This window comes from Superficieibacter sp., assembly GCF_032071645.1.
In the GTDB taxonomy this organism is placed as follows: Bacteria; Pseudomonadota; Gammaproteobacteria; order Enterobacterales; family Enterobacteriaceae; genus Superficieibacter.
Map to the genome: position 1 here is coordinate 1 of NZ_DAMAPU010000015.1, position 25,779 is coordinate 25,779.

General features: G+C 55.5%; 23 protein-coding genes. 10 read left to right on the top strand and 13 right to left on the bottom strand.

Features of this window, described 5'->3' with window-relative positions; translation table 11 throughout:
- Window positions 1–505 precede the first annotated feature (505 nt).
- The 4 genes from RT197_RS18560 to treZ form a co-directional block, all read right to left on the bottom strand.
- Window positions 506–871 (bottom strand): nitrous oxide-stimulated promoter family protein, encoded by a 366-nt coding sequence (locus tag RT197_RS18560; RefSeq protein WP_312952629.1) that lies wholly within the window; start codon window positions 869–871, stop codon window positions 506–508.
- Window positions 872–1,085: 214 nt separating this feature from the next.
- Window positions 1,086–2,012: an aminoimidazole riboside kinase gene (locus RT197_RS18565; RefSeq protein ID WP_312952630.1), complete on the bottom strand. Its 927-nt coding sequence runs from the start codon at window positions 2,010–2,012 to the stop codon at window positions 1,086–1,088.
- A gap of 142 nt (window positions 2,013–2,154) precedes the next feature.
- On the bottom strand, window positions 2,155–4,683 hold the full coding sequence (gene treY / locus RT197_RS18570; protein ID WP_312952631.1) for a malto-oligosyltrehalose synthase: 2,529 nt from the start codon (window positions 4,681–4,683) through the stop codon (window positions 2,155–2,157).
- Window positions 4,680–6,467 carry a malto-oligosyltrehalose trehalohydrolase gene (gene treZ / locus RT197_RS18575; RefSeq protein WP_312952632.1) on the bottom strand — a complete coding sequence of 596 codons (1,788 nt, stop codon included), beginning with the start codon at window positions 6,465–6,467 and terminating at the stop codon, window positions 4,680–4,682. The genes treY and treZ overlap by 4 nt, the downstream gene beginning before the upstream one ends.
- A gap of 189 nt (window positions 6,468–6,656) precedes the next feature.
- Between treZ and RT197_RS18580 the strand changes: the two genes are divergently transcribed.
- From RT197_RS18580 to RT197_RS18610, 7 genes are all read left to right on the top strand, one after another.
- A complete protein-coding gene (locus tag RT197_RS18580) occupies window positions 6,657–7,634 on the top strand; it encodes an MBL fold metallo-hydrolase (protein WP_312952633.1) in 978 nt (325 codons plus the stop codon).
- Window positions 7,635–7,663: 29 nt separating this feature from the next.
- A complete protein-coding gene (locus RT197_RS18585) occupies window positions 7,664–8,584 on the top strand; it encodes a LysR family transcriptional regulator (RefSeq protein WP_312952634.1) in 921 nt (306 codons plus the stop codon).
- Window positions 8,585–8,753: 169 nt separating this feature from the next.
- On the top strand, window positions 8,754–9,425 hold the full coding sequence (locus tag RT197_RS18590; RefSeq protein WP_312952635.1) for a helix-turn-helix transcriptional regulator: 672 nt from the start codon (window positions 8,754–8,756) through the stop codon (window positions 9,423–9,425).
- A gap of 15 nt (window positions 9,426–9,440) precedes the next feature.
- Window positions 9,441–10,520 carry an alanine racemase gene (locus tag RT197_RS18595; RefSeq protein ID WP_312952636.1) on the top strand — a complete coding sequence of 360 codons (1,080 nt, stop codon included), beginning with the start codon at window positions 9,441–9,443 and terminating at the stop codon, window positions 10,518–10,520.
- An 18-nt stretch (window positions 10,521–10,538) separates the two neighbouring features.
- Window positions 10,539–11,699 carry a M20 family metallopeptidase gene (locus tag RT197_RS18600; protein WP_312952637.1) on the top strand — a complete coding sequence of 387 codons (1,161 nt, stop codon included), beginning with the start codon at window positions 10,539–10,541 and terminating at the stop codon, window positions 11,697–11,699.
- 18 nt (window positions 11,700–11,717) lie between these two features.
- Window positions 11,718–12,179, top strand: coding sequence for a RidA family protein (locus RT197_RS18605; RefSeq protein ID WP_312952638.1), 462 nt, complete (start codon window positions 11,718–11,720; stop codon window positions 12,177–12,179).
- 93 nt (window positions 12,180–12,272) lie between these two features.
- A complete protein-coding gene (locus RT197_RS18610) occupies window positions 12,273–13,556 on the top strand; it encodes an MFS transporter (RefSeq protein WP_312952640.1) in 1,284 nt (427 codons plus the stop codon).
- A 154-nt stretch (window positions 13,557–13,710) separates the two neighbouring features.
- Here the strand turns inward: RT197_RS18610 and RT197_RS18615 are convergent, their stop codons facing one another.
- Together RT197_RS18615 and RT197_RS18620 are read right to left on the bottom strand one after the other, a co-directional pair.
- On the bottom strand, window positions 13,711–14,628 hold the full coding sequence (locus RT197_RS18615; RefSeq protein ID WP_312952641.1) for a nucleotidyl transferase AbiEii/AbiGii toxin family protein: 918 nt from the start codon (window positions 14,626–14,628) through the stop codon (window positions 13,711–13,713).
- On the bottom strand, window positions 14,621–15,394 hold the full coding sequence (locus RT197_RS18620) for a type IV toxin-antitoxin system AbiEi family antitoxin domain-containing protein (RefSeq protein WP_312952642.1): 774 nt from the start codon (window positions 15,392–15,394) through the stop codon (window positions 14,621–14,623). The genes RT197_RS18615 and RT197_RS18620 overlap by 8 nt, the downstream gene beginning before the upstream one ends.
- A gap of 691 nt (window positions 15,395–16,085) precedes the next feature.
- Here RT197_RS18620 and mutS point away from each other — a divergent pair.
- From mutS to pphB, 3 genes are all read left to right on the top strand, one after another.
- Complete coding sequence (mutS, locus tag RT197_RS18625) at window positions 16,086–18,653, top strand: DNA mismatch repair protein MutS (RefSeq protein ID WP_312952701.1); 2,568 nt, start codon at window positions 16,086–16,088, stop codon at window positions 18,651–18,653.
- Between the two features lie 66 nt (window positions 18,654–18,719).
- A complete protein-coding gene (locus RT197_RS18630) occupies window positions 18,720–19,043 on the top strand; it encodes a hypothetical protein (RefSeq protein ID WP_312952643.1) in 324 nt (107 codons plus the stop codon).
- A complete protein-coding gene (gene pphB, locus RT197_RS18635; protein ID WP_312952644.1) occupies window positions 19,016–19,672 on the top strand; it encodes a protein-serine/threonine phosphatase in 657 nt (218 codons plus the stop codon). Before RT197_RS18630 ends, pphB begins: the two co-directional genes overlap by 28 nt.
- A gap of 191 nt (window positions 19,673–19,863) precedes the next feature.
- Here the strand turns inward: pphB and rpoS are convergent, their stop codons facing one another.
- From rpoS to ispD, 7 genes are all read right to left on the bottom strand, one after another.
- A complete protein-coding gene (rpoS, locus tag RT197_RS18640; protein ID WP_312952645.1) occupies window positions 19,864–20,856 on the bottom strand; it encodes an RNA polymerase sigma factor RpoS in 993 nt (330 codons plus the stop codon).
- A 60-nt stretch (window positions 20,857–20,916) separates the two neighbouring features.
- On the bottom strand, window positions 20,917–22,056 hold the full coding sequence (nlpD, locus tag RT197_RS18645; RefSeq protein WP_312952646.1) for a murein hydrolase activator NlpD: 1,140 nt from the start codon (window positions 22,054–22,056) through the stop codon (window positions 20,917–20,919).
- A 123-nt stretch (window positions 22,057–22,179) separates the two neighbouring features.
- Entirely contained in the window at window positions 22,180–22,806 is a 627-nt protein-coding gene (locus RT197_RS18650; RefSeq protein ID WP_312952647.1) for a protein-L-isoaspartate(D-aspartate) O-methyltransferase, read from the bottom strand.
- Entirely contained in the window at window positions 22,803–23,561 is a 759-nt protein-coding gene (surE, locus tag RT197_RS18655; RefSeq protein ID WP_312952648.1) for a 5'/3'-nucleotidase SurE, read from the bottom strand. The genes RT197_RS18650 and surE overlap by 4 nt, the downstream gene beginning before the upstream one ends.
- A complete protein-coding gene (gene truD / locus RT197_RS18660; protein WP_312952649.1) occupies window positions 23,542–24,591 on the bottom strand; it encodes a tRNA pseudouridine(13) synthase TruD in 1,050 nt (349 codons plus the stop codon). Before truD ends, surE begins: the two co-directional genes overlap by 20 nt.
- Window positions 24,588–25,067, bottom strand: a complete 480-nt coding sequence (gene ispF, locus RT197_RS18665) for a 2-C-methyl-D-erythritol 2,4-cyclodiphosphate synthase (protein WP_312952650.1) — start codon at window positions 25,065–25,067, stop codon at window positions 24,588–24,590. The genes truD and ispF overlap by 4 nt, the downstream gene beginning before the upstream one ends.
- A complete protein-coding gene (gene ispD, locus RT197_RS18670; RefSeq protein ID WP_312952651.1) occupies window positions 25,067–25,777 on the bottom strand; it encodes a 2-C-methyl-D-erythritol 4-phosphate cytidylyltransferase in 711 nt (236 codons plus the stop codon). The genes ispF and ispD overlap by 1 nt, the downstream gene beginning before the upstream one ends.
- Window positions 25,778–25,779: the final 2 nt, after the last annotated feature.

Below are 25,779 nucleotides of genomic sequence, written 5' to 3' on the forward strand. Positions count from 1 at the left end.
GGCTGGAGTTTGGTGGATCGCGCAGCCTGACTAATAACAACGCCGGACAGTTCCCATCCCTTGAGGGAGAGGGAGAAACCGACGCTGGTCGTTACCGAAAACGCGGACCATCCCCTCTCCCGGGGAGTAGTCAGGCCTTCAGCCAAATTCATCTTTTTCAAAGACTTGGGTAATCGGATCTGGATGTGTTAAGTACCCGCAATTCCCCCCTCTCCCCAGCCCTCTCCCTCAGGGGAGAGGGGGCAGGACGTGCCCCGGCTGGAGTTTGGTGGATCGCGCAGCCTGACTAATAACAACGCCGGACAGTTCCCCTCCCTTAAGGGAGAAGGAGAAAACCGACGCCAGTCGTTACCACGAACGCGGACCATCCCCTCTCCCGGGGGAGAGGGCCAGGGAGAGGGCGGAAAACCAGCATCAGACTTTCAGCCAGGTTTATCTTCTTCTGAGCCTCGAATAATCCGGCCAGGTGTTCTTAACTGACCAGTATTACGCTGTCCTGACGGGGTTATTTTTCGCTCGCGCCAGCCGGTTTTTTCGGCCGGTACTTTTCCGGCAGTTCCGGCACCGGGCGTTTATCGTCAATCAGGTGGCGCACGGTGAGGACTGGATGCCGCCACAGCATTCGCGGCCCGGCCCAGCGCATGATCAGCTTCATCTCTTCCCGCTTCACAGGCTGGTAACAATGCACCGGACACTGCTTGCAGGCGGGTTTTTCTTCGCCAAACACGCACTTATCCAGCCGCTTTTCGGCGTAAGCGTTGAGCGCCTGATAATGCTGCTCATCAGGCAGCGCGTTGGGACAACGGCGCTGGTATAGCGCAATCATCTTGCGGATAGTGCGTTTTTCACGATCGATTCGTTTGCCGGACATGGTGTTTAACGCCTGTAAAAGAGGCTTGAATGTTACCTCTTTTACAGGGGGCAACCAACTCCCCCTTTGGCGGTAATGCAGACGCAGCGAGGCGTTTTGTTTTTCTTACGGCTTTACAGAGTTAATGAATACCCTGCCGTCGAGCAACGGCCAGTCACGCATTTCAGCACCGTCTGGCCGCGTAGTTTCGGCTCCACGCTTTGCGCATCCAGCGTCAGGCGAGCTGCGCCTGCAACTGTTCAAGGTACGGCAGCGCGGTCATCGCACCTTTCGCGGTGGTTGCCAGCGCACCACAAATTTGCGCGCTGGCAAGGCGGGCGGCGAGCTGCGGCTCATCGTCCGGCAGGCCGTGCTGCGCCAGCCCCCACAGCAAACCGGCGACAAAGGCATCTCCGGCCCCGGTGGTATCAACGCTCACGACCGGCAAACAGGGATAGTGATTAAGCTCGCCGTGATGCCAGGCCTGAACACCGTTTTTCCCCTGGGTTACCAGCAGCAATTTGATGGCAAAACGCGCCGCCAGTTGCCGGATAGCCGTCTCCATTTCCGCCGTGCCGCTGATAAAGGCCAGTTCTTCTTCAGACAGTTTCACCACGTCGGCAAGCTGTAATGCCTGCGCCAGACAGTCGCGCAGCAGCGTTTCGTCGGTCCACAGATCCGCGCGAATGTTAGGATCGAAGCTCACGAAGCCGCCCGCTGCGCGGATTTGCTGCATCGCCGCCAGAGTCGTGGAGCGTGACGGCTCGGCGGACAGCGCAATGGAGCAACTGTGCAGCCATTCGCCCGCCTGAAAAACGGGTAAATCCTGCGCCCGCAGAAACAGGTCGGCGCTCGGACGCACCATAAACGTGAACGAACGTTCACCGCCTGCATCCAGCGCAACCACTACCGTCGAGGTGCGCCGCTGCTCGTCGAGGGTCATAAACTCAACCTGGACCCGTTCCTCCGCCAGCGTCTGGCGCATGAAACGGCCAAAAGGGTCGTCCCCGACCCGGCCAATAAAACCGCTTTTGCCGCCCAGCCTGGCAACGCCGACCGCCACATTGGCGGGCGCGCCGCCGGGACACTGCCTTAATTTCCCTGGTTCTTCAGGCAGCAAATCGACCACCGCATCCCCCAGGCACCATACTTGTGCTGACATAACCTTCTCCCTGTAAAATTTTTAGTTAAATTAACTAAATCGGTTTAGCAACACAATAGCGTCCACTTTTGCGCATCGGTTTAAGTGCAATTTTCGAAAGCGATCACAGATCCCGGCTCCGAACGGAGCCGGGAGGGGGTTGTTACTCTTTTACCAGCACCACGCACGCGCCGCCTTCAAAGGATGACAGGTTGATCCTCTCCCCCGGCGAAATCACGTCGCCGCTGAAGATGTCGCGATAGCGCTGTCCGGCGAGGCGTTCAGGCAGCAGGATTTGGGTGTCGGCCCAGCGGGCGATATGGACGAGGCTGTCGTGATGCTCGTCGAAGGCCAGCCGGGGAGCGATGACAATCAGCGCGTCGTCACCATCCGCCCGCGCGAAGGCCAGCACGTTTTCTTCCCGGCTGCCCGTCGCCTCCAGCGGCAGATAGTCGCCCTCGCGGAACAGCGCCGGTTTTTGCTGACGCAGATGCAGCAGGTGAGTGGTGACGTGCTGCTTCAGTTGCCCGCTGCGCCAGCTTTCTTCCGTCGGCGCGGCCAGCGGATCGTCGGCGATCAGCAGTTGCTCAAGCCCGGCGAAATCCGGCTCGCGACGGTTATCGGGATCCACCAGGCTGAAATTGAGCGTTTCGCTGCCCTGATAAATATCCGGTACGCCGGGCGCAGTGAGTTTGATCACCGCCTGGGTCAGACTGTTAATCAGCCCCGCGCGGATAAACGGCTGAAGCGCGGTGGTGAAATCCGTGAGGAATTCCTGATTGTCCGGGGAGAGCAAATGCCGGGCGTAGTCCAGCACCGCATTTTCGTAAGCGTCATTACTGTCGGCCCAGTCGGTACGCAGCTTCGCCTCGCGTAACGCTTTTTCGACAAACGCCTCGAATCGCGCCTCCAGCGCGCTGAGTTCCGCCGCGTCCTGCGGCTGGAGATCGGGCGGCCAGACGCCCGCCAGCGCCTGATACAGCATCCAGGTGTCGGCAGCGCGAGGGGCAACGCCATCATCCAGCAGCGCGACTTTATGCTGATTAATTTTGCGCCAGCGCTCCACGCACTCCGCCCAGTTTTCCGGCGCTTCGGTCAGCGCGTACAGCCGGGCGCGGGCATCTTCGCCGCGTTTGGTATCGTGCGTTGAGGTCGAGGAGAGCGCATCCGGCTGGCGTTCAAGGCGGGTCTGCATCTCCCTGTGGAAACGGTGAATGGAAAACGTGCGCGGCAGCGGCTCCGCGCCCACTTCATTGAGCGCCAGATCCATGTTCTGGCGGAAGAAAAGCGTATCCTCCACCGATTTCGCCATCAGCGGGCCGGTTAGCTGCTGGAAACGGGTGCGGAAGGTCGCGGCCTGGTCAGCCACCGCCGGGGAAAGCGTGCCGCTAAGAATATCCCGCAGGAAATTCAGCGCGCCGGGATGCGGAGCGTGTTGATCCATCCTGAGGCGGGCAATGACCTTTTGCAGCAGCGCGTTATCGGCCTCGGTTAAGCCGCTGTCCGTGCCATAGGTACGATACACCGGGAAGGCAACCAGCAGTTCGCGCAGCGCGTCTCGAATCGCCGCCTCCTCTGCCGCCACGTTTTCCGCGCGGGCAATCGTCACGGCAATCCGCAGCAGGGTGGTGAATTCTCCCTCGAAGTTTCGGTCCACCATTAACAGCTTCGCATCGCGCAGTTCGGCGGTCAGATTGACGGTCTCCCCGACAACCTGGTCATACGCCTGGCGCAGGGCCGCTACTTTGTCGTTATCCACCAGCACATCGGAAAGCGCGGCGATAAACTCATAGCCGGTGGTCCCGGAAATCGGCCAGTCTTCCGGCAAATGCTCTCCCTTGCCGAGGATTTTTTCGACCGTTATCCAGCACTCCGGCCCGGCTTCCTCACGCAAACGCGCAAGGTAGGCTTTCGGATCGGCGAGGCCGTCAACGTGGTCGACCCGCAGGCCGTTAACCGCCCCGGAATGCACCAGTTCGAGGATCAGCCGGTGGGTGTCGTCAAAAACGGTTTTGTCTTCCACCCGCACCCCGACGAGGCCGGTGATCTCAAAAAAGCGGCGGTATGAGAGATTGCTGGCGGCGTCGCGCCAGCAGGTCAGTTCGTAAGGCTGACGCGCGTGAAGCTCGGCGATATCTCTGGCCTCGCGGAGTTGCAGCACGTCGTCTTCCCGGCCCTGCCAGCTCTCCGGGGCCAGCGGATACAGGCTTTCATAACAGGCCAGCGCCGGTTTGCCGGTTTGCGGATCGCGCTTAATGACGATATCCCCTTTTTCCAGCGCCTCGTCGAAGGGATCGCCGAGGAACGGCAGAGTCAGCCGACGCGACCAGTCGATATCAAAATGCCGGGCGTAGCGGCTGCGTTCGCCGTTCTCAATCACATCGCGCCACCACGGGTTTTCCAGCGAGGCCGCCATGTGGTTCGGCACGATGTCGATGATCAGGCCAAGACCGGCGCTTTTCAGTGCGCTGACCATCCGCTCAAAGCCTTCGCGACCGCCGATAGAGGGTTCAATTTCCCCGGCGTTGGTGACGTCATAGCCGTGGGTAGAGTCGGAAGTCGCGGTGAAAATCGGCGAGGCGTAAAGATCGCTAATGCCGAGGCGTTTCAGGTACGGGACCAGTGCAGCGGCGCGGTCGAAGGTCATGCCGTTACGAAACTGAATGCGATAAGTCGAAGCGGGAATATTCATGCAGGTTCTCCCGGCGCAAGGCGGACAATAACGGCGTTGGGGGGCAAAACGTCTGACGCATCGGACGAGCTAAAGAGGATCTCGCCCGGCAGTTCGGGCAGGGGCTGCGGCTGTTGGCCGGTATTCAGCGCCAGAGACAGCGTGCCTTTCGGCAGATCCCAGCGAACCGCGAGGAAGCCTTCCGCGGTCGCCACCACCTGCCCGGTATTACCGCCTGCACCCGCCAGCAGCGGGACAATAGATTGCTGACGCAGCGCCAGCAGTTGCCGGGTCAGCGCCAGCCAGCGTTTGCCCTCTTCGCTCTGCACTTTCTGCCAGTCGAGCTTCGATTGGGTAAACGTGGTTTGTGCGTTGGGATCGGGCACGCTGCCCTCTTCATGACCGGCGTGACCGGCAAATTCCTTCGCCCGCCCTTCCCTCACCGCGCGGGCCAAATCGCCATGAAAATCGGTGAAAAACAGGAAAGGATGCGTTTCGCCAAACTCTTCGCCCATAAAAATTAGCGGAATATGCGGCGAAAGCAGCAGCGTTGCCAGCAGGGCTTTGGTGCGCGCGGCACCGGCGAGGGTAAGCAGCCTTTCCCCGTGGGCGCGGTTGCCGACCTGATCGTGATTCTGAATAAAATCGACAAACGCCACCGGCGGCTGGCTGCGGCTGTCCACGCCGCGCGCGTCGCCCGATTGCGGTGATACCTCGCCCTGATAAGCAAAGCCTTCCGCCAGCACTCTGGCAACGTGTTTTTCCGGTGCGTCGGCAAAATCCTGGTAGTAAGCGTGGGTTTCACCGGTCGCGAGGACATGTATCGCATTGTGGAAATCATCATTCCACTCGCCGGTAAACAGCGGCGCGGAGCCGTCCTGCGCGCGCGGATGCAGGAAAGTCACGTTGCGCGAGTCTTCGGTGGTGAGGTGGATCGGCCGATCGGTAATGTCCGCGCGGATGCGTCGGGCAATCTCCATTAAAACGTGGCGATCGGCGCGGTCTTCAATCTGATCGATAGCATCAAAGCGCAGGCCGTCGAGCCGGAATTCTTTCAGCCAGTAGAGCGGCGCTTCGGCAATATAGCGACGCGCGGCGTCCACATCATACGCGATGCCCGCCCCCCACGGCGTGACCCGCTCCTTATGGAAGAAATCGGGGGACAACAGCGGCAGGTAATTGCCTTCCGGGCCAAAATGGTTGAGCACGATATCGAGGACCACCGACAGTCCGTGGCCGTGGGCGGCATCGACAAACGCCCGGAAATCGTCCGGCGTACCGTAGGCGGAATGCGGCGCATAAAGCAGCACGCCGTCATAACCCCAGCCACGGTTGCCGCTGAACTGTGACAGCGGCAGCACTTCAAGCATAGTGATGCCGAGGCTGGCGAGGGCCGGTAATTTGCTCATTGCCGCCCGGAAGGTGCCTTCCGGGGTAAAGGTGCCGATGTGCATCTCGTACACCACCGACTCTTCCCACGGGCGTCCCGCCCAGTCATCGTGCTGCCACGGGTAACGGTCAGGATCGACAACCAGAGAAGGCCCGTTAACGTCAGACTTTTGCGCCCGCGATGCCGGGTCCGGCACCGCCGTGCCGTCGGGCAGCACAAAGTAATATTCCGCGCCGGGTGCCACGCCTGCGAGCTGAAGTTCAAACCAGCCGTCGCCGACGGCTTTCATCGCGGTGTCCTGACCATTAAGCCGGACGGCGACGGTGTTATGCGCGGTTGCCCAGAGGCGAAACTGAACTGTATCCGGGGCGATAAACTCCGCCCCCCAACTTTTATGAAAAGAACTGGACTCCATTCTGTAGCCTCATGTGATCCGCAGTTGAGCGATGGACGATATCGCATCAATCATAGTTCAAATGTGCCGCCTGCGCGGACGCGAGGCGGTGAGAGCCATCCATATAATGGATAGGTGATATTGATTTTATCTGTCTTCTTTAATAGCTCCGGCCTGACTATTCTGTGTTTTTCACTAAGGAGTTTTCACATGATCAAGCACAATAAGATTATCAGCGCACTGATCCTGACGGGCGCACTGCTCCAGAGCGCCACAGGCCAGGCGGCGGATGTCGGACCGCAGCACGTTTTAGCCCAGCCAGCGGGGGGATACAGCATTCAGGTCGGGGATGCGCGGGTCACGTCGTTTACCGATGGCACGGTTCCGCAGGATCTCTATCCGCTGCTTCAGCACACGACCCGGCAGCACATCGACGGCCTGCTGGCGAAATCGTTTCAGGCGAATCCTGTCGAATTGTCGATCAATGCCTTTTTGATTGAATATCCCGGCCACAAGATCCTTGTTGATACTGGCGTGGGGCAACTGTTCGGGCCGGGGCTGGGCGGACGACTGGTAGAGAGTCTGGCGACACAGGGCATTCGTCCGCAGGATATCACCGACGTTTTGCTGACCCACGCCCATTCCGATCATGAAGGCGGGCTGGTGAAAGACGGTCAGCGGGTGTTTACCAATGCCAGCGTGTATGTCGGCAAGCCTGATGTCGACTTCTTTTTCAATAATGAAAACCAGAAAAAAACCGGCTATGACCAGCAGCATTTTGACTTTGCCCAGCGTGCGCTTGGCCCCTATCTGAAGGCTGGTAAGCTCAGGACGTTCAGCGCCAGCGCTGAGCTGCTGCCAGGGATCACCGGAACGGTACATCCGGGCCATACGCCAGGCTCCGCGTTTTATACGCTCCAGCGCGCGGGTGAGCGGATCGTCTTCATCGGCGATATTATTCACGTCGCCCCCGTACAGTTCGCCGAACCGGCGATTACTATCACCTATGACGAAAACCCGGCCCAGGCGGCTACGGTGCGTCAGACCGCCTTCGCGGATTTTGCTAAAGAGGGCGAACTGATTGCCGCACCTCATCTGCCGTGGCCGGGGATAGGGCATATTGCCGATAACGCGCGCGGCGGGTATAACTGGATCCCCGTCAACTATACCAATCGCGCGGCGAAATAAGCGGGTGCGCGGTCAGAGTGGTGCCAGTCATGTCCCGTATTGCCGATATTAATATCGATCTTCTGCTGACCCTGGATGCCCTGCTGACTGAGCAAAATATTACCCACGCCGCCCGGCGGCTGGGTATCAGTCAGCCTGCAATGTCCGCAAGGCTGACCCGTCTGCGGGAGATTTTTGGCGAGCGGCTGTTTATTTCTTCTCCGCATGGCCGTGGGGTGATCCCCTCCCCGCGCGCCGAGGCGCTTCGCCCACAGGTGAGCGAGATCCTGCGCAATATCACCACCCTGCTGGAGCCTGCACAGTTCGATCCCGCCCGAAGCCGCCGCACTTTTGTCGTTGCCCTGCATGAAAACCCGGCGTTAATGCTGGGAGCCGATCTGCTTAATCAACTGATGGCGAACGCGCCCGGCATGCGGCTGCGCTTCTCGCTCCCGGAATTAAGCCGTCTGCCTGCGGAAATGGAAAATAATGAGGTGGATATTTATATCGGCGTAAGCGCAGGCGCGCATCCCGCATGGATTGGCCGTCGGTTATTCAGCGATAAATTTGCCACGGCACAGCGTAAAGGCCATCCGCGCGGCACCGCCAGGCTTGATATAAAGACCTTTTGCGCCGCCCCGCATCTGCTGGTGTCCTCGGAGGGCGATCCTTTTACCGGCTTTGTCGATCGTGCGCTGGCGGCAAAAGGGCTACAACGTAACGTGGTGATGTCAACGCAAAGCTACGCCACCGCCCCGCCGCTGGTCGCCAGTACCGATCTGCTTTGCACCCTGCCGCGCCGTCTGCTTCAGCGCTTCACTGAAACGCTGGATCTGTTTGAACCGCCGGTGCAGCTTGCGCCTTTAACCATCAGTATGTTCTGGCATCCCAAAAATGATGGCGATGCCGCAAACAGCTGGCTGCGGTCACAAATTTTCTCCGTCGCCTCTGACGCTTCCAGCCTTCCGTAGCGCAAAAAAAGACCAAACAAAAAGTTTTGTTATGGATTAATTCCTGACAAAACGTTTGCCTTATACTGTGATCCCGCTCCCTTTTTGCTCATTTTTTGGTTGATCCCTGCCCGCGATTGCCGCTATACAATACAAAAAGTTTGTTAGTCTAACTAAATTTCAGGTTGATATGGAAAGCATCAAAGAGAATCTCGATTTTTTAATGCCGATGATGGAAGGGATCGCGGGCCAGTTTGGCGACAATTGTGAAGTGGTATTGCATGACCATTCGCAGGGTCTGGAAAGCAGCATTGTTGCCATTATCAATGGTCACGTCACCGGACGCCAGGTCGGCGATCCCAGCAGCAATCTCGGACTGGAAGTCCTGCGTGGTACTGACGTGAACGGCGACAGGCACAATTATTTTACCAAAACCCGCGAGGGTAAAACCCTGCGCTCGACGTCGGTTTATTTGCGTAACGGCGAGAAAAAAGTGATTGGCGCGCTGTGCATTAATTTAGATATCAGCGACATTTTGCAGGCTGAAAAAATGCTTAACAAAATGGCGGGCCGCCCGGACAGCACGCCTGCCGCCGCTAAAGAAGTGAATGAAGTGTTTGTTAAGGACGTCAACGAACTGCTCGATTATTTAATCGCCGAGTGCATGACGTTAATCGACGTACCCGTCAGTAATATGACTCGTCAGGATAAACTCAATGCGATTAAATTTTTTGACGACAAGGGGGTATTTCTTATTAAAAAGTCCGGCGAAAGGATTTGCGAATTTCTGAATATTTCAAAATACACCCTCTACGCCTATTTGGGCGAACTGCGAGGGGAGAACCCGACTATTGACGGTTAACCGTCAGGAGGAATAATGCTGACCACACCTTATGTCGCGCTGGATATGGATATCATGGAGAAAAATATTACCACCATGACCTCCGGCCTTATCCGCAATGGCATTCAACACTGGCCGCATATTAAGACGCATAAATCTGTGCGTCTGGCCAGGCTTGAGCAACACCTGGGGGCGAGCGGCATCACCTGCGCCAAACTTTCTGAGGCCGAAGTCATGGCCGCCGCAGGCATTGACGCCATCCTGCTGGCCTATCCGCTTATCGGTGAGGAGAAATGCCAGCGTTACGCGGAGCTGGCGCGCAAAATCACGATGCGCACAATCGTTGACAGTGTGCCGGGCGCGCAGGGCCTTTCGCAGGCGGCAGTGAATAACGGGCTGACCTTTGATATTGATATCGCTATTGATTACGGCGCGCACCGGGAAGGGGTACAGCCTGAAGAACTGCTGGATTTCGCGCTGAAGGTTGCCGCGCTGCCGGGGCTGCGCGTGACCGGCGTGTTCACCTACGCGGGCACGATTTATCAGTATCACACCGAGCAGGATATCCGCCGCGCCGCCCGCCAGGAAGCACAGTTGTTAATCAGGAGTCGGGATCTGCTCAATGCCAATGGCTTTGCCATCGCCACATTATCCGGCGGTTCAACGCTTTCCTCATGGTATGCCGACGAATTAAAAGGCATTACGGAATCGAGAGCGGGTAACTTTATTTTTGGCGATATGAATGCGATCAACGGCGGAATTTATACCCCGGAAAACTGCGCGCTGACGATTTGCGCGACGGTGGTGAGTATTCCGCTTCCGGGTTATGCGACCGTTGATGCGGGCACTAAATCGCTGACTTCCGATCTTTCTGCCACGCCAGGTTCTTACGGCCTGATTCAGGAATACCCGAAAATCGAACTGGTGAAACTCAACGAAGAGCACGGTTATTTACGCTACGATCCACAGCAATTCACGCTGACCATAGGTGAGCAGATCCATATTATTCCAAATCACTGTTGCGTGGTCGCTAATCTCGTCGATGAAATATATGCCTTCCGCAATGGCGAATACAGCGAAACCATTACCATTGACGCGCGCGGAAAAAGTTTTTAACTAGCCGGAAATAGTATTATGACTGATATTCCATTAACTGCCGATGAACGGCAGGAACTGGTCACGCTTCTTTGCAGCCTGATCCAGTATCCGTCGGAAAATCCGCCGGGCAATGAAAATTCGGTAGCGTTATATATTGCGGAGTTATTACGTCGCGAAGGTATTGATACCGAGGTGCAGGAAGTGGCACCGGGCAGGCCGAATGTTATCGCTCGCCTGAAGGGGCAGAAGCCCGGCAAACGGCTTATTTTTAACGGTCATACTGACGTGGTGCCCTGCGGGAGCGGATGGTCGGTTGAGCCATTTGCCGCTGTTATCGACGGCGACCGCATTATTGGCCGCGGCGCGGCGGATATGAAATCCGGCGTGGCGGCGATGATTTACACCGCGCTGCTGATTAAGCGCCGCCAGTATGCCTTTAATGGTGAAATCACGCTGCTTTTTAACGTCGATGAAGAGCGGGTTAACCTCGGCATGGCGCATTTTGTCGCCCAGGGCGTTGAGGCGGATTATGCCATTATCGGCGAGCCGACTTCGCTGGAAATTTGCGTGGCGCATAAAGGCGTGAGCCGTACCCGGCTGACCACCCACGGCACGGCAGGCCATGCGGCGAAAACCCGCGATCCCGACAGCGCCATCGATAAAATGGCTCTGCTGCTGCCTGAACTGATGAAAGAATGCCAGCGGGTAAAAACACTGCATCATCCGCTGTTAGGCAACGCCTCAATGCTGATCACCACCATTAACGGCGGTAGCGCGCCGAATATTGTGCCGCAGTCGTGCAGTATTGAAATCGACCGCCGGGTGCTGCCGGGCGAGGAACGCAGCGCGATCAATGCCAGCCTGCTGGCGTCGCTGGCAGAGTCCGGGCTGGACGCGCAAAACGATTATGCGCTGGAGAATTATCTTTTTATTCCGGCCTCTTCCATCAACGAAACGCATCCGCTGGTGGAAACCGCCTGCCAGGCGGTGGATGCCATTACTGGCACAGCGCGTAAAACTATTTTTGACGCCACCTGTGAGGCACCGTTTTTCTCCGTTCAGTGCCATATTCCCACTATTATTATGGGTCCGGGAGATTTAGCGCAGGCGCACGTCAAGGATGAATTTGTTCGTATTGAGGAATTACATCAGGCCGCGCAAATTTATACCGCGCTGGCATTAACGTTGTTGAATTAAAATACCAGGGAATTTTTAATGAAAATTGAATCTCGTTTAGCCGAGCTGAGTATTACGCTCAGTGAACCCACTGCGCCGAAATTTTCCTACGTTCCGGTAAAACAGACCGGTAATTTACTCTATACCTCCGGTAATGACTGCCGGGTGAAGGGCGAACTGATGTATGCGGGAAGCCTGGGAGCGGATTTAACCCTGCAACAAGGGCAAGCCGCCGCGCGTCAGTGCATTATCAATATTCTGTCTTCCCTGAAAGGCTATCTTGGCGATCTGGATCGCATCACCGGCTGCGTCAAAATGCTGGGTTTTGTTCAGAGTGCTGATGCGTTTAAAGATCAGCCGCTGGTCATCAACAGCGCATCCGATTTATTAATCGACATCTTCGGTGAAAGTGGCAAGCACGCGCGTTCGGCGATTGGCACGAATGCCCTCCCTTTCGATACACCTGTTGAAATTGAATTAATTCTCGAAATTAATATTTAATTTGTATTGATACCTCCGGGAATAAAACCGGCTCCTGTCACGCCATTATTGCCGTTAAATAATGGCGTATATAACATTACAAAAGGGTAATCTATGTCCAGTCAAGCAAGCTCTCGCCTGAAGCGTTTGCAAATTATGGCATTACTGTTTTTGCTCGTGGCGGGTATTATTAATTTTCTCGACAGAACATCGCTTTCGATTGCTAATACCACCATCCGCGAGGAAATGGGATTATCGGCGACAGAGATGGGGCTTTTATTATCGGTATTTTCTTTCGGCTATGCACTCTGCCAGCTCCCGATTGGGATGGTGATGGAACGATTTGGCGTTAAAAAGGTGTACGGGTTCGGCATTTTTCTCTGGTCGGTGGCCCAGACGGCGCTGGGGTTTGTCGGCTCTTTCAGCCAGATGATCGTCGCGCGCGTGGTGCTGGGGATCGGTGAAGCGCCGCACCTCCCGACCGGGGTAAAAGTCGTCAACGACTGGTATAACATTCGTAAACGCGGCGTGCCGATGGGCATTGTCAACATGTCATCTACGCTGGCGCAGGCGCTGGCTCCGCCGCTGCTGATTGCCATGATGCTGGCATTTGGCTGGCGCATGATGTTTATCATCATCGGTGTCAGTGGGATCCTGCTCTCTGTCCTGTGGTTCATTTTCTATCGCAACCGCGAAGATGCCGGGCTTTCAGCGCAGGACATTGCGCATCTTGAAGAAGAAACCCCGCCATCCAGCACCGCAAAAGTCACGTTCAAAGACTGGGCGGGGCTGTTTAAACAAAAATCGATGTGGGGAATGATTATCGGCTTTAACGGCGTCGGCTATATGGTCTGGCTGTTCCTGACCTGGCTGCCTTCGTACCTTGAAATGTCCCGTGGCTTAAGCCTGCAAAAAACCGGCTGGGTCGCCGCCATTCCGTTCCTGTTCGGCGCGGCGGGGATGCTGGTCAACGGGGTGGTTGCCGACTGGGTGATGAAGCGCGGCGCGGATAAAATGAAAAGCCGTAAATGGATGATCTGCCTCGGACTGCTGTGCGCCGCAGGTTTCACCCTGCCAGCGGCCTATACTGAAAGCACCTTTACGGCGGTTGCCTGCATCAGCATGGCGCTCTTTTCCATCCATTTTGCCGGGACCTCGGCGTGGGGATTGATCCTGGTTTCCGTGCCTTCCCGGCTGGTGACTTCCGTCAGCGGCATCCAGAATTTTGGCGGATTTATCGGCGGTTCGTTCGCCCCGATCATCACCGGGATGATCCTCGATCGCACCGGGTCTTTTACCCTCGCGCTGGTGGTTTCTTCCGTCATCGCCTTTACGGCCTCGCTGGTCTATTTCTTTCTGGTCAATAAACCCATTGTTGACCCGTCAGCGTCACGCTAATCACAGAAAGGGGGCCGCGCCCCCTTCTGCATGGTTTTTCCGCATCAAACTTTACGCTGGGTGACGAGTGACCGGGCTTTGATGAAGAAGCGCCGGGAGTTTAGAAAAATGCGTATAGTGACACCACAGGTGAATGTAGAGATGAAAAGCTAAACTATTTTAGCCATTCGGTAAGGATAGTCTCAAGCTTTGCCATCGCCTGAATATGTTTCTCTTTTGATATGCGACCAACATTTTGTAACTTCCACTTAACCGCTGGCAGATGCTGAATAAATTCTTCAGGAGCGAGACGCCAGTCTGGCTGACCGCGTTTGAAAGACATCAAAAAATCATAATCCCGCTGCGTAAATTGTGCTTTGAGAGCAGCAATCATTAATTCGGGTATCGCATTGAGTTCTTCCAGAGAGACCGCATTGAATGTCATTCCGTCAAACTCATTGGCATAAAGCTGAGAAATATCTTTCCAGTGGGGATTCAATACCTCTGATAATGGGCGTGGATGTCCCAGTAGATAGGTGATGAATCCATTAAAGATATGACGATCAATACCTTGCGTTTCGAGTAACATTTTAATGTCATAGAAATCACGGGGATGTTGCCGATCCAGAGCAGCGCAAAGCTTGCCGCCATAGAGATCGGCCAGGGAGACAACCTGAATATTAGCAAAACCGAATTCGTCTTCTACCGCTTCAACAATGTCGCGTTCTTCTGGAGGATAAAGCGTACCTCGCGCAACAGGTGAAACTTCTATCTTTATCTGCGCGTGCTGAGAGGAAACAACAATACGCATTTCATCAGCGTTATTTGTCTGGAGCACCGCCGAAATGCCCCCCTGATGCTGTAGTCTTTCAGCGATACGCGTTAAAGCAGCCCGAACATTTGGCAACGCCACATCTCTGCTTTCCAGCGGAATGTAAGCTAAATCGATATCAACCGATAAACGTGGAAAATCACGAATAAACAAGTTTATCGCTGTTCCACCTTTTAGCGCAAAACAGCGCTCTGATGCCACAGCAGGTAATGCACTAAGCAGTAACGCCACTTGCCGATAATAAGGAGAATGCTTATCCATATGAAATCCTTTTGCTAATAAAACGTTCTGGAACAGTAATCTGGTATTTTTGGTCCAGCTTGCCACCCGTTACGATTTGGCGTTTTCCGGCCCCCAGATCAATGTGGGTTTTATCTATTCGCTTAACCCATGCATGATCATAGTGTTCGGCCAAAAACAGGTAAAGACGGTTGGTTTGCACTGCCCGACTAGCCCGTAACAATCCTTCGACTTTACGTGGACTCAGATTGACCAATCCCTGAAAGAGTTCCGCAGCATGTTCAAATGAAAGCGAACCGGGAACTGCATTAGCAATCTCGTAAGCCGCTAATTCCGGTATGCTCGTTTTCAGGCGCTCGCCCTTAATGTCTACCTCAGACAGATATTTTTCGTCATGCACTGTAAGTTTTTGATTATAAATTAAAACCCACTCGACATTGGGAAATTCTTTGAACCACTTTGGCAATGAAGCTTTATCTTTTACGCAAAGCCAAATCGCCTGATGCGTTAAGTGAAGATAATGAGAGCGTCCCTGCCAGGTCAGACTGGTAAGCCCCGCCAGATGCACAGAAACTCCAAACTGATTTTGTAAGCACAGAACGGCATCACTCCACTGAGGATCACGACCACTCCGCACGTATACCCCTGCACGTAGCTTTTGTAACCAACCGCTGTGCATATATTTATTGGCTAAAGAAGGACTGATACCATTTTTGGTTAACCAGGACTGCAATACCATAGATCCTGGCATTGTGTTTTGTAGAAGCCAGTTTAATTTTGATGACATAGATTCACCCCTGGTTTAACAATATATCAAATAATAAACTATTGAGTGGCTGATATGTCAATAGTGAGAGAAATCGGTCCGGCGAAACTACGTGACCCGGATTTTCAGACTGCTTTTATGTGTTCCCTCTTGTAGCTCAGTGTCGGCAGTCACCCTTTCCCGCGTCTCTCTGAATCTCATCCCGTACCGCCCTGTTCACCCGGCGCACCGCTGCGGCTGGTGCGCCGGAAGCAAAATCATCAAAATTGCGAGCCGCCTCGCGTGCCCGATCATCACTGGCAAAATCTGAGACACTGCCCGTCGCAGATCTGATAACCTCTCACGGTGCCTTGCCACCCGACGCGAGTCTAAGATCCGCGTCGTTGAACGATATATGCCTGTTAGTGGCGTTAATTTTGACGACAAACCAACGGATGAATCCCGGTGGTTGTCAGTGATAAGATAAGGTTTCGTTCAGGATTGGCTAATCAGACAACTCGCCCTTGCTGGCCGGGAAATAGCTGGACGTTGACAGGTAACCTGTTGATTATCATCAACTGATCGCGTTCCATTGTTGTTAATGTCTGCCAGCAAGTCAAAACCCAGACCCGGTCTACGCCTGAGTTAAAATTTATCGATTTAAATGGGTTTACGTGGTTCCACAGGGAGCCACCTGAGCACCCAAAAGACTTAAAGAATGAGTAAAATCAATATGCAAGAGTCTATCGACAAGGATCTATCAGACCACACCCCCATGATGCAGCAGTATCTGAAGCTTAAAGCGCAGCATCCCGACATTCTGCTTTTTTACCGGATGGGTGATTTTTACGAGCTGTTTTATGACGATGCCAAACGCGCATCGCAGCTGATGGATATCTCCCTGACCAAACGCGGGGCGTCGGCGGGTGAACCCATTCCGATGGCGGGCGTGCCGCATCATGCGGTGGAAAACTATCTGGCGAAGCTGGTGAGCCTTGGGGAGTCGGTCGCCATCTGCGAGCAAATCGGCGATCCGGCGACCAGCAAAGGGCCGGTGGAGCGCAAGGTGGTCCGCATTGTCACGCCGGGCACCATCAGCGATGAAGCACTGTTGCAGGAGCGCCAGGACAATCTGCTTGCCGCCATCTGGCAGGACAGCAAAGGTTTTGGCTACGCGACGATGGACATCAGCTCCGGGCGTTTTCGCCTTAGCGAACCGGCGGATCGCGAAACGATGGCCGCCGAGCTTCAGCGCACTAATCCGGCGGAACTGCTGTATGCGGAAGATTTTGCCGAACTGTCGCTGATTGAAGGCCGTCGCGGGCTGCGTCGCCGTCCGCTGTGGGAATTCGAAATTGATACCGCTCGTCAGCAGCTTAACCTGCAATTTGGCACCCGTGATTTAATCGGCTTTGGTGTTGAGAACGCCCCGCGCGGCCTGTGCGCGGCGGGCTGTCTGCTGCAATATGTGAAAGACACCCAACGCACCGCCCTGCCTCATATTCGCTCCATCACTATGGAACGTCAGCAGGACAGCATCATTATGGACGCCGCCACGCGCCGTAATCTGGAGATCACCCAGAACCTGGCGGGCGGAGTCGATAACACGCTGGCATCGGTGCTGGACCGTACCGTCACGCCAATGGGCAGCCGGATGTTAAAACGCTGGCTGCATATGCCGGTGCGCGATACCCGTACGTTAACCAACCGCCAGCAGACCATCGGCGCGCTTCAGGAATATACCGGCGAGCTGCAACCGGTGCTGCGGCAGGTCGGCGATCTGGAGCGCATTCTGGCCCGTCTGGCGCTGCGCACCGCGCGTCCACGCGATCTGGCGCGGATGCGTCACGCGTTCCAGCAGTTGCCGGAACTGCGTGCGCAGCTTGAAACCGTCGCCAGCGCGCCAGTGCAGGCGCTGCGTGAGAAAATGGGTGAGTTCAGCGAGTTTCGCGGGCTGCTGGAGCGAGCGATCATCGACGCGCCGCCGGTGCTGGTGCGCGACGGCGGCGTCATTGCTCCCGGCTATAACGCTGAGCTGGATGAGTGGCGCGCGCTGGCGGATGGCGCGACTGATTATCTGGATAAGCTGGAAATCCGCGAACGCGAGCGCACCGGGCTGGATACGCTGAAAGTCGGCTACAACGCCGTCCACGGTTACTATATTCAGATCAGCCGTGGGCAGAGCCATCTGGCGCCGATTAACTACGTTCGCCGCCAGACGCTGAAGAACGCCGAGCGTTACATCATCCCGGAACTGAAAGAGTACGAAGATAAAGTGCTGACGTCGAAGGGCAAGGCGCTGGCGCTGGAAAAACAGCTCTACGATGAACTGTTCGATCTGCTGCTCCCGCATCTGGGCGATCTGCAACTCAGCGCGGCGGCGCTGGCGGAGCTGGACGTGCTGGTGAACCTCGCCGAGCGCGCCGATACGCTAAATTACTGTTGTCCGACGTTCAGCGATAAACCGGGCATTCGCATTGAAGAAGGTCGCCACCCGGTGGTTGAACAGGTGCTGAACGAACCGTTTATCGCCAACCCGCTGAACCTTTCACCCCAGCGCCGGATGTTAATCATTACCGGTCCGAACATGGGCGGTAAAAGTACCTATATGCGCCAGACCGCGCTGATTGCGCTGCTGGCCTATATTGGCAGCTATGTTCCGGCGCAAAAGGCGGAAATGGGTCCGGTGGACCGCATTTTCACCCGCGTTGGTGCAGCGGACGATCTGGCAAGCGGGCGCTCAACCTTTATGGTGGAGATGACCGAAACCGCCAATATCCTGCATAACGCCACCGAAAACAGCCTGGTACTGATGGATGAGATTGGTCGCGGCACCTCAACCTACGACGGTCTGTCGCTGGCGTGGGCCTGCGCCGAAAGTCTCGCCAACCGTATCAAAGCACTGACCCTGTTTGCCACCCACTACTTCGAGCTGACGCAGCTACCGGAAAAAATGGAAGGCGTGGCCAACGTCCACCTCGACGCGCTGGAGCATGGTGATACCATCGCCTTTATGCACAGCGTGCAGGACGGCGCGGCGAGCAAAAGCTACGGTCTGGCTGTCGCAGCGCTGGCGGGCGTTCCGAAAGATGTGATCAAACGCGCCCGGCAGAAATTGCGCGAGCTGGAAAGTCTCTCGCCGAATGCCGCTGCAACGCAGGTTGACGGCACGCAAATGTCGCTGCTGACGGTTGCGGAAGAAACGTCCCCGGCAGTGGAAGCGCTGGAAAATCTCGACCCGGACTCCCTGACCCCGCGTCAGGCATTGGAGTGGATTTACCGGCTGAAGAATCTGGTCTGATTTACCTGCCCGGCAGCGCAAAACTGCCGGGCAGGTTTCCGCAGCAATACGAAATGTTGCTATAAAATGACATTAATTAGATTTGGTGGCGATTTAAAAATCAACCATCCTGAACGAATCATAAAAGAAATGGCCGATAAGATTAATCAGCAATTAAATAATGGTCTTTTATTTTATGGTGATGCTGAACTAAAAGCTGCCATCAGTAAAACATTGTCGGAAAGCGTGGCAACTAATAATTTTTTGCCACATTCGATAAAAAGAGCGCCAGAAGCAGAGAAATTGACAGGCTGCTTTAAGCGCGTTAAAAATCAGGGCCAATATGATATAATCTCACCTCCCTCCACATTAAAAGGTGAGTCATGCCAGAGGTCCGCTACCATAAAATAGATGCCAGCACCTGCCGCCATATTTGGGCCGTCGGGGATATTCACGGTTGCTATTCTTTACTGCAATCACGCCTCGCCGATCTGGATTTCTCTCCTGAAAAAGATTTATTAATTTCCGTTGGCGATAATATTGACCGCGGCCCGGAAAACCTGGAAGTGCTACGTCTGCTGGATCGGCCGTGGTTTGTATCGGTGATGGGTAACCATGAAGCAATGGCGCTGGAAGCGTTCGCCACGCAGGATGGCAATATGTGGCTGAACAGCGGCGGCGGCTGGTTCTTTGACCTGAATGCGGCGGAACAGCAGGAGGCTATCGATCTGCTGCTACGCTTTCACCGGTTGCCGCATATTATTGAAATTGATACCGCCAAAGGTAAGCATGTTATTGCTCACGCAGATTATCCTGATAACCGTTACCGCTTCAATAAACCGGTCGATCTGAATGGCGTATTATGGTCAGTCGATCGCGTATTACAATCGCTGGAAGGAAATACCCGTCCTGTTGACGGTGCCGATGTGTTTATTTTTGGTCATATGATATTTACTCACCAGCAAACTTTTGCCAACCAGGTTTATATTGATACCGGCTCGGCAAAATCGGGGAAATTATCGTTTTACCAACTTCAGTAAACAGGCCAGTTGATTTTTGGATACGAGAACGGCTTTCTCCTGCATCGACATTTACAGGATGCATGTCGTTTCCGCCAGGAGTCACTTATCCTTCGGGCGCGGGTATCCATCAGCCAACAGGCTAAAGCGCGATCGCCACGCAAAGAAAAAGGCCACTCCGTAAGAGTGGCCTTTTTTGATGGAACTGTTTATTACTCGCGGAACAGCGCTTCGATATTCAGCCCTTGCGCCTGAAGGATTTCACGCAGGCGACGCAGACCTTCAACCTGGATCTGACGAACGCGTTCGCGTGTCAGGCCGATTTCACGACCCACATCTTCGAGCGTAGCCGCTTCATAACCCAGCAGACCGAAACGACGTGCCAGCACTTCACGCTGTTTGGCGTTCAGTTCGAACAGCCATTTAACGATGCTTTGTTTCATATCATCGTCTTGCGTGGTGTCTTCCGGACCGTTGTCTTTTTCATCGGCCAGGATGTCCAGCAGCGCTTTTTCGGAATCGCCACCCAGAGGGGTGTCTACCGAGGTGATGCGCTCGTTGAGACGCAGCATACGGCTTACGTCATCAACCGGTTTATCCAGCTGTTCGGCAATTTCTTCCGCACTCGGCTCGTGGTCCAGCTTATGGGACAGTTCACGCGCGGTACGCAGATACACGTTCAGCTCTTTAACAATATGAATCGGCAGACGAATAGTACGGGTTTGATTCATGATCGCCCGTTCAATGGTCTGACGGATCCACCACGTCGCGTAGGTTGAGAAACGGAAACCACGTTCCGGGTCAAACTTCTCAACGGCACGGATCAGCCCCAGGTTGCCCTCTTCAATCAGATCCAGCAGTGCCAGACCACGATTGCCGTAACGACGGGCAATTTTCACCACCAGACGCAGGTTACTTTCAATCATGCGACGGCGTGAGGCAACATCTCCGCGCAGAGCGCGACGGGCGAAATAAACTTCTTCTTCCGCAGTTAATAATGGAGAATAACCGATCTCTCCGAGGTAAAGCTGGGTGGCATCCAGTACGCGTTGTGTCGCGCCCTGCGCTAACAGCTCTTCCTCTGCCAGGTCACTATCACCAGGTTCCTCAACGACTAAGGCTTTTTCATCAAAAGCCTCTACTCCATTCTCATCAAATTGCGCGTCTTCATTTAAATCATGAACTTTCAGCGTATTCTGACTCATAAGGTGGCTCCTACCCGTGATCCCTGAACGGCATACACGTTTGCCGTGTATCCCGCCTGATTATCGCTGCGGCAAGTAACGCAGCGGGTTTACGGATTTCCCCTTGTAACGAATTTCAAAATGTAAACGTGTTGAACTGGTTCCGGTGCTACCCATGGTAGCTATTTTCTGCCCCGCCTTAATTTCTTGTTGCTCCCGAACCAGCATTGTATCGTTATGGGCGTAGGCACTCAGGTAATCATCGTTATGTTTGATGATAATAAGATTACCGTAACCGCGCAGCGCACTCCCGGCATATACTACGCGACCATCAGCGGTCGCTACGATAGCCTGACCTTTGCTACCTGCGATATCGATCCCTTTATTGCCGTTATCAGTGGCAGAGAAGTTTTCGATAACATTGCCTTCAGTTGGCCAACGCCATGCCGAAATCGGCGAGCTGGTGTTGGTACTGCTGGCAGTGGGTTCAGTAACGCTAACGGTTGATGGAGCCGTAACCGGTGCCGTGACGGGTGTACTCGTCGGTCGGTTGTTAGGCAACATTTTGTTAGCACTTTGTTCACCTGAGGTTTCAGAATACGTAATTGTCGGCTGCGACGCAACAGCTACGGTTGAATTCTGTGCAGGTTTTAAGATTATTCCTTGTGCATTTGCATCAGCCTGGGTAACGGCGTTGCCGCCAGTGATTGGCGTACCGGATGCGTTACCTACCTGCAGGGTCTGTCCGACGTTCAGGCCATACGGTGCGGCAACGTTGTTGCGCTGCGCTAAGTCACGGAAATCGTTCCCGGTTATCCAGGCGATGTAGAACAGCGTATCGCCTTTTTTCACCGTATAAGTGCTGCCGCCGGTGTAGCTGCCCTTCGGAATATTGCCGTATTTGCGGTTGTAAACAATGCGCCCGTTTTCCGTTTGCACAGACTGCTGCGCGACGGGCTGGGTCTGCGGCTGGATCTGCGTTGGCTGTGGCGGCATCGGTTGTATCGGCTGAACAGGCACGTTCGCCGTCTGCGAGGCCGTTCCCATTTTAGGCGGCGGCGTGATGAGCATCCCGGAATCAGCACTGGCGGGCGTCGAGCCGTTAACCGAGCTGACCGGCGCCGGGGTATTGTCCGAATTACCGCAACCGGCGAGGCAAAGTGAAATCAGTGATAATGTCGCTACGCGACTTACGGTGAATTTTGGGCTTCCCGCGCTCATTTATCCCCCAGGAAAAGGTTAACTACCAGTGATTTAGAACCGTGCAAGGCAGCGGCGTGAACACTGACAAATGCGTTCACCATACGCTGAAAATCCATGAAATAACCAGGATAAATCCGGGTCTCAGGCCAGTTCCCCTTTGACCAGAGGAACGAAGCGCACTGCCTCGACGGTATCGATAATAAATTCGTCTTTGCGGCGATACACCCGTTTCAGATACTGGTGCTCATCCCCCACGGGCAATACCATCACGCCGCCCTCTGCCAGTTGTGACATCAGGGCCGCTGGTATTTCCGGTGGAGCCGCCGTTACGATGATGGCGTCGAAGGGCGCACGCGCGTGCCATCCCTGCCAGCCATCGCCGTGACGAGTAGACACATTATGCAGATCGAGCTGTTTCAGGCGACGCCTTGCGTGCCATTGCAGGCTTTTGATCCGCTCGACCGAGCAGACGTGATGCACAAGGTGCGCGAGGATGGCGGTTTGATAGCCTGACCCGGTCCCCACTTCCAGCACCCGGCATTCCGGCGTCAGCTCCAGCAGCTCGGTCATTCGCGCCACCATATAGGGCTGCGAAATGGTTTGCCCTTGCCCGATGGGCAGCGCCACGTTCTCCCACGCCTGGTGTTCAAACGCCTCATCAATAAATTTTTCACGCGGAACCAGAGCAATTGCCTCAAGCACATGCTCATCTTTGATTCCCTGAGTACGCAGTTGATCGAGGAGGCTCTGTACGCGTTTGCTAATCATTGCGTGTTTGCTCCCACGCGTTTTAACCAGTCAGAAACAACATCATGCGCGCCGTGCGCCGTGAGGTCTACGTGCAGCGGCGTGACGGAAACGTAGCCGTCGTCAATGGCGGCAAAGTCCGTGTCCGGGCCAGCATCAAATTTCTCACCCGGCGGTCCGATCCAGTACAGCGTGTTACCGCGCGGGTCTTCCTGCGGGATCACCTGATCGGCAGGATGACGGCTGCCACAGCGGGTAACGCGAAAACCTTTGATTTCGTTAAGCGGCAGGTCCGGCACGTTAATGTTGAGGATCCGCCCGGTGCGCAGCGGTTCGCGGCTTAACGCCCGCAAAATGGTGCAGGTGACCGCTGCGGCAGTGTCGTAATGCTTGTGGCCGTTCAGCGATACAGCCAGCGCAGGGAAACCAAGATGTCGCCCTTCCATCGCGGCAGCGACAGTGCCGGAGTAAATGACGTCGTCGCCAAGATTTGGCCCGGCATTAATACCAGAAACCACCACGTCCGGGCGCGGACGCATCAGGGCATTCACGCCGAGATACACGCAGTCAGTGGGCGTGCCCATCTGGACGGCAATATCGCCATTTTCATAACTGAAGGTGCGCAGGGAAGATTCCAGCGTCAATGAGTTGGATGCGCCGCTGCGGTTACGATCGGGCGCGACCACCTGAACCTCGGCAAATTCGCGCAGGGCTTTCGCCAGCGTCTGAATGCCGGGCGCATGGATGCCGTCATCATTACTCAGCAATATTCGCATAATCACCTGCTGTGTTAATAAGTTCCCTGACGACGCTGGTGGCAAAACTGCCTGCCGGAAGCCAGAAGCGTAATTCAACGGTGACGTCATCCCACCAGCTCCAGCGCATATTTTGCGGACAGAGCAGCATGGCGCGGCGTGCCGCCTCGACTTTTTCGCGCAGCAGCAACTGCTGTAACAGCGTTTCTTCGCCAATAGCGGCCTGTTCAAACGCCAGCGCATTACGCTGCGTGCCCCAGTCGCCGCTACCGGGCAGGGACGCAGTGATCATCAGTTCATGATTATTGACGCGGGACTGAAGCGCGTTCAGCTCGTCTTCCGTGGCGACAAACCAGCTGCCGCGCCCCGCTAATTGTAGCGCATCGCCGTCAACAACTTGATTAAAGTCTGGTTTTTTCAGGCGGTCACTGACTATCTGATTAAACAACGCGCTGCGGGCTGCCGACAACCAAAAACTGCGTTTATTCCGATCGCGAACCGGAACCGCACTTTCTGCCCAGCGCAGCGCGCCCTGCAAATTGCTGCCGCCGATGCCAAAACGCTGTGCGCCAAAGTAATTCGGCACGCCTGCCACCTGGATCGCCTGAAGCCGGGATTCGACGTCATCGCGATGGGACACTTCCCGCAGGATCAGGGTGAAGTCGTTGCCTTTCAGCGCACCGGTGCGCAGCTTACGCTGATGGCGGGCATACTCCAGCACCTGGCAGCCTTCAAGCTGAAAGGCGCTCAGATCGGGCATTGCTTTGCCCGGCAACCGCGCGCAAAGCCATTGTTCAGTGACCGCGTGCTTGTCTTTTTGCCCGGCGAAGCTGACTTCCCGCGCCGGAATTTTCAGGAACTTCGCCAGCGCGTCGGCCACGAAGCGGGTATTGCAGCCGTTTTTCAGGATCCTGACCAGCAGATGCTCGCCTTCACCGTCCGGCGCAAAACCAAGATCTTCCACCACCAGAAAATCTTCCGGGCTGGCTTTTAACAGCCCCTGCCCCGGCGGTTTGCCGTGCAGGTACGTCAGGTCGTCAAACGCAATCATTTCGCCGCCTTGTGCAGCAGCGCTACCGCTTCGCAGGCAATGCCTTCGCCGCGCCCGGTAAAGCCGAGTTTTTCTGTGGTGGTGGCTTTAACGTTGACGTCATCCATATGACAACCGAGATCTTCGGCGATAAAGATGCGCATTTGTGGGATGTGCGGCAGCATTTTCGGGGCCTGGGCGATAATGGTGACGTCGACATTGCCGAGCGTATAACCTTTCGCCTGGATACGCCGCCACGCCTCACGCAGCAGTTCGCGGCTGTCCGCACCTTTAAACGCCGGATCGGTATCGGGGAACAGTTTGCCGATGTCGCCCAGCGCCGCCGCGCCGAGCAGCGCATCGGTCAGCGCGTGCAGCGCCACGTCGCCGTCGGAGTGGGCCAGCAGCCCCTGTTCGTAAGGGACGCGCACGCCGCCAATGATAATCGGGCCTGGGCCGCCAAAGGCATGTACGTCAAAACCGTGTCCAATTCGCATTAGGTCTGCTCCTGAGGATGAAAGCGGGTGAGATAAAATTCGGCGAGCGCCAGATCTTCCGGGCGGGTAACTTTGATATTATCCGCGCGGCCGGGGATCAGTTCGGGATGAAAACCGCAGTATTCCAGCGCGGAGGCTTCGTCGGTGATCGTTGCGCCTTCGTGGAGCGCGCGCGTCAGGCAGGCAGTGAGAAGCTCTCGCGGGAAAAATTGCGGCGTCAGGGCGTGCCAGAGATCGTTGCGGTCCACCGTATGGGCGATCGCAGATTTACCCGGTTCGCCGCGCTTCATGGTGTCGCGCACCGGCGCGGCCAGAATGCCGCCCACGCGGCTGGTTTCACTCAGGCGCAGCAGACGGTCTAAATCATCCTGACACAAGCAGGGACGCGCGGCGTCATGCACCAGCACCCATTCAACGTCGCCTGCGGCTTTAAGCCCAGCAAGGACGGAATCGGCGCGCTCGCTGCCGCCGTCTACCACGGTGATGTGCGGATGATTTGCCAGCGGTAATTGCTGAAAACGCGTGTCGCCGGGTGTAATGGCGATAATCACGTTTTGCACGCGAGGGTGCGCCAGAAGCGCGGCCACCGCGTGTTCAAGAATCGTTTTGTTACCAATTGAGAGGTATTGTTTCGGACACTCCGTTTGCATACGGCGGCCAAAACCGGCTGCCGGAACCACGGCGCAAACGCCCGGAAAAGTTGCTGCCATCT

Coding starts and splice junctions, on each gene's coding strand:
- surE (WP_312952648.1), bottom strand. CDS start 23,561: ATGCGAATATTGCTGAGTAATGATGACGGCATCCATGCGCCCGGCATT.
- nlpD (WP_312952646.1), bottom strand. CDS start 22,056: ATGAGCGCGGGAAGCCCAAAATTCACCGTAAGTCGCGTAGCGACATTA.
- RT197_RS18610 (WP_312952640.1), top strand. CDS start 12,273: ATGTCCAGTCAAGCAAGCTCTCGCCTGAAGCGTTTGCAAATTATGGCA.
- pphB (WP_312952644.1), top strand. CDS start 19,016: ATGCCAGAGGTCCGCTACCATAAAATAGATGCCAGCACCTGCCGCCAT.
- RT197_RS18650 (WP_312952647.1), bottom strand. CDS start 22,806: ATGATTAGCAAACGCGTACAGAGCCTCCTCGATCAACTGCGTACTCAG.
- ispD (WP_312952651.1), bottom strand. CDS start 25,777: ATGGCAGCAACTTTTCCGGGCGTTTGCGCCGTGGTTCCGGCAGCCGGT.
- RT197_RS18620 (WP_312952642.1), bottom strand. CDS start 15,394: ATGTCATCAAAATTAAACTGGCTTCTACAAAACACAATGCCAGGATCT.
- RT197_RS18565 (WP_312952630.1), bottom strand. CDS start 2,012: ATGTCAGCACAAGTATGGTGCCTGGGGGATGCGGTGGTCGATTTGCTG.
- RT197_RS18615 (WP_312952641.1), bottom strand. CDS start 14,628: ATGGATAAGCATTCTCCTTATTATCGGCAAGTGGCGTTACTGCTTAGT.
- RT197_RS18605 (WP_312952638.1), top strand. CDS start 11,718: ATGAAAATTGAATCTCGTTTAGCCGAGCTGAGTATTACGCTCAGTGAA.
- treZ (WP_312952632.1), bottom strand. CDS start 6,467: ATGGAGTCCAGTTCTTTTCATAAAAGTTGGGGGGCGGAGTTTATCGCC.
- RT197_RS18580 (WP_312952633.1), top strand. CDS start 6,657: ATGATCAAGCACAATAAGATTATCAGCGCACTGATCCTGACGGGCGCA.
- RT197_RS18600 (WP_312952637.1), top strand. CDS start 10,539: ATGACTGATATTCCATTAACTGCCGATGAACGGCAGGAACTGGTCACG.
- mutS (WP_312952701.1), top strand. CDS start 16,086: ATGCAAGAGTCTATCGACAAGGATCTATCAGACCACACCCCCATGATG.
- RT197_RS18585 (WP_312952634.1), top strand. CDS start 7,664: ATGTCCCGTATTGCCGATATTAATATCGATCTTCTGCTGACCCTGGAT.
- RT197_RS18590 (WP_312952635.1), top strand. CDS start 8,754: ATGGAAAGCATCAAAGAGAATCTCGATTTTTTAATGCCGATGATGGAA.
- rpoS (WP_312952645.1), bottom strand. CDS start 20,856: ATGAGTCAGAATACGCTGAAAGTTCATGATTTAAATGAAGACGCGCAA.
- truD (WP_312952649.1), bottom strand. CDS start 24,591: ATGATTGCGTTTGACGACCTGACGTACCTGCACGGCAAACCGCCGGGG.
- ispF (WP_312952650.1), bottom strand. CDS start 25,067: ATGCGAATTGGACACGGTTTTGACGTACATGCCTTTGGCGGCCCAGGC.
- RT197_RS18595 (WP_312952636.1), top strand. CDS start 9,441: ATGCTGACCACACCTTATGTCGCGCTGGATATGGATATCATGGAGAAA.
- RT197_RS18630 (WP_312952643.1), top strand. CDS start 18,720: ATGACATTAATTAGATTTGGTGGCGATTTAAAAATCAACCATCCTGAA.
- RT197_RS18560 (WP_312952629.1), bottom strand. CDS start 871: ATGTCCGGCAAACGAATCGATCGTGAAAAACGCACTATCCGCAAGATG.
- treY (WP_312952631.1), bottom strand. CDS start 4,683: ATGAATATTCCCGCTTCGACTTATCGCATTCAGTTTCGTAACGGCATG.